At 69.7% G+C, this 1,612-nt stretch carries 1 protein-coding gene; it reads right to left on the bottom strand.

Annotation, left to right across the window (positions count from 1 at the left end):
- Positions 1-150: 150 nt before the first annotated feature.
- Positions 151-1,266 (bottom strand): GDSL-type esterase/lipase family protein, encoded by a 1,116-nt coding sequence (locus tag AOK23_RS41475; RefSeq protein ID WP_055717567.1) that lies wholly within the window; start codon positions 1,264-1,266, stop codon positions 151-153.
- Positions 1,267-1,612 lie beyond the last annotated feature (346 nt).

Here is a 1,612-nt window from a genome sequence, read left to right as displayed (position 1 = left end):
AAGAGACGGGGTGAGCGGTGCGTGGTCAGGGGTGTCCGTTCGTGTGTGGGGGCGGTGCGGGAGGCCGTCACCCGGCGGCGGACGGCGCCGCCGTCCGGGCGACGGCCGCCACGGGCCCCGGCCCGTATCGATCGGCGGGGCCCACCGTCATCAGCCGGCGACGCCCCTCGCCGTGCAGGTGACGGTCGCCGACGGTGTCCCGGACGTCGTCGAGGTGTCGGCGATGAAACCGAACGTGGCGCGGGCGCCGGGGGCGAGCGTGCCGTTCCAGTTGGCGTTGGTGACGGTGGCCGTCCCGTCGGCCGCCGTGCTCAACGTGCCGTTCCAGACCTGGGTGAGCCGGGCCCCTCCGGCCGGTACGACGGTCGCGGTCCAGCCCGAGACGGCGGAGGCGGACGTATTGGTCACCGTCACTTCACCCTGGTAGCCGCCCTGCCAGACGTTGACGGCACGGACGGCCGCGGTGCACGGCCCGTCACCCGGGTCACCCGGGTCACCGGGATCGCCGGAACCCGGCTCGAGCAGCGCGCTCACCGCCGGGTACCAGCGGGCGGCGATCTTGTCGTCGCCGGCCGAGTTCGGGTGCACCCCGTCGTAGGTGTCGGCGGCCGTGTCGAAGCCGGTCCACTGGTCGACGACGGTCACCGGCGAACGGCTGGTGGTCGTCGCCTGCGCCCAGGCCGGGATCCGCGCGTTGAAGTCGACGACGCGCTGTGCGCAGCCCGAGCAGGTGCTGGGGTTCATGGGGATGATCTGCGCGACGAGGATCTTCATGTCGGGGTTGGACGCCCGCATCTGCCCGACGAGCTTGGTGTAGGCGGCGAGGATGCGGTCGGGGGAGACGCTGCTCCACACATCGTTCGTGCCGAAGTGCATGACAACGATGTCCGGAAGGGTCGCGGCGAGCCGTGCGGGCAGCAGGTTCTGGTCGGCCACGTTGGTGACGAGTTCGCCGCCGTGGCCCTCGTTGTCGCCGTCGTGGGCCTGCCCGCAGCCCTGGGGGCCGAGGGTGCCGACGAAGTCGATGTCCGTGTAGCCGGCGCTCTGCAGCCGGTTCCACAGCACGGCTCTCCAACAGCCGGGCGAGCCGGTGATGGAGTCGCCGAGCGGCATGATGCGCACCGGATCGGCGACCGTTCCCTTCGCCGTGACCGCTGTGGCGGCCGAGGCCGGCGGCGCGAGGGTGAGGGTGAAGGGGAGGGACAGGGCGGCCAGCAGGCCGAGAAGCGGAAGGATCCGGATGGGGGAGTGGTGGGTGCTGCGCATGGTGTTCCCTTCCCTGGTGAGATGGGAGCGCTCCCATGGGAACATGCCACTGTTGTCATTTACGCGTCAAGATGTGTGCGTCGAGCGGTCCAATTCCCTTGTGATCAAAGGAAGTTGACCCTCTTAGAAAACGATCACCTTTTCGGTACCGTGACACGCGTTCCTTCGTTCACATCCGCATCTCCTCCAACACCCCCCACTTCGAACGGAGTTCGTGTGACCAGACCACGTGTCCCGGCATGGACGGGCGGCGCCCTGGCCGCCGTTCTGCTCGTGACCACCCAGAGCGGGTTATCCACCGCGGCCACCCCCTCAACTCCCTCCGCCGCGGCCACCCCCTCAACTC

The sequence above is a fragment of the Streptomyces torulosus genome, from assembly GCF_001419765.1.
Classification (GTDB): domain Bacteria; phylum Actinomycetota; class Actinomycetes; order Streptomycetales; family Streptomycetaceae; genus Streptomyces; species Streptomyces torulosus.
Note: the sequence above shows the minus strand (reverse complement) of the source record. Positions and strands in the feature narration are given on the sequence as shown.